Origin of the sequence: Pelomonas margarita (assembly GCF_043555875.1) — a bacterium.
Taxonomy (GTDB): Bacteria; Pseudomonadota; Gammaproteobacteria; order Burkholderiales; family Burkholderiaceae_C; genus Pelomonas; species Pelomonas margarita.
The window spans coordinates 1-318 of sequence record NZ_JBIGHW010000074.1 but is presented as its reverse complement, the minus strand read 5'-3'; the positions used below and the strand labels follow the sequence as shown (position 1 = coordinate 318).

The window sequence follows — 318 nt, the reverse complement described above, 5'->3', positions numbered from 1 at the left end:
TGCGGCGCGAAGGGGCCGGCAGGCTGGGCGTGGGTCAGCTGCCGCTGCACCACTGCGGCATCCACCGAGCCGGCCACCCCCTTCACGGCCGGCCTGAGGTTGTTGTCGGGCTGCTGCCACGTCGTGTAGCCGTTGTGGACCAGCAGCCTCATGCCGGCCCACTTGCCGCCGGCCAGCGCGTGGTACTGGTCGCTGATCGCCTGGTCGCGCCGGAAGGCGGCCTCGGCCTGGTCGGCAAACACGTTGGCGCGCGGGACGTTCTTGGCGGCCAGCGCGCGGTTCCAGGCCACGGCGTAGTAGAGGCGGTAGAGGTTGGCC

1 protein-coding gene is annotated in these 318 nt (G+C 72.0%); it reads right to left on the bottom strand.

What is annotated here, in order from left to right:
• The coding region (locus tag ACG0Z3_RS23295) for a hypothetical protein (RefSeq protein WP_394402449.1) at window positions 1–318 on the bottom strand (318 nt) is incomplete at both ends.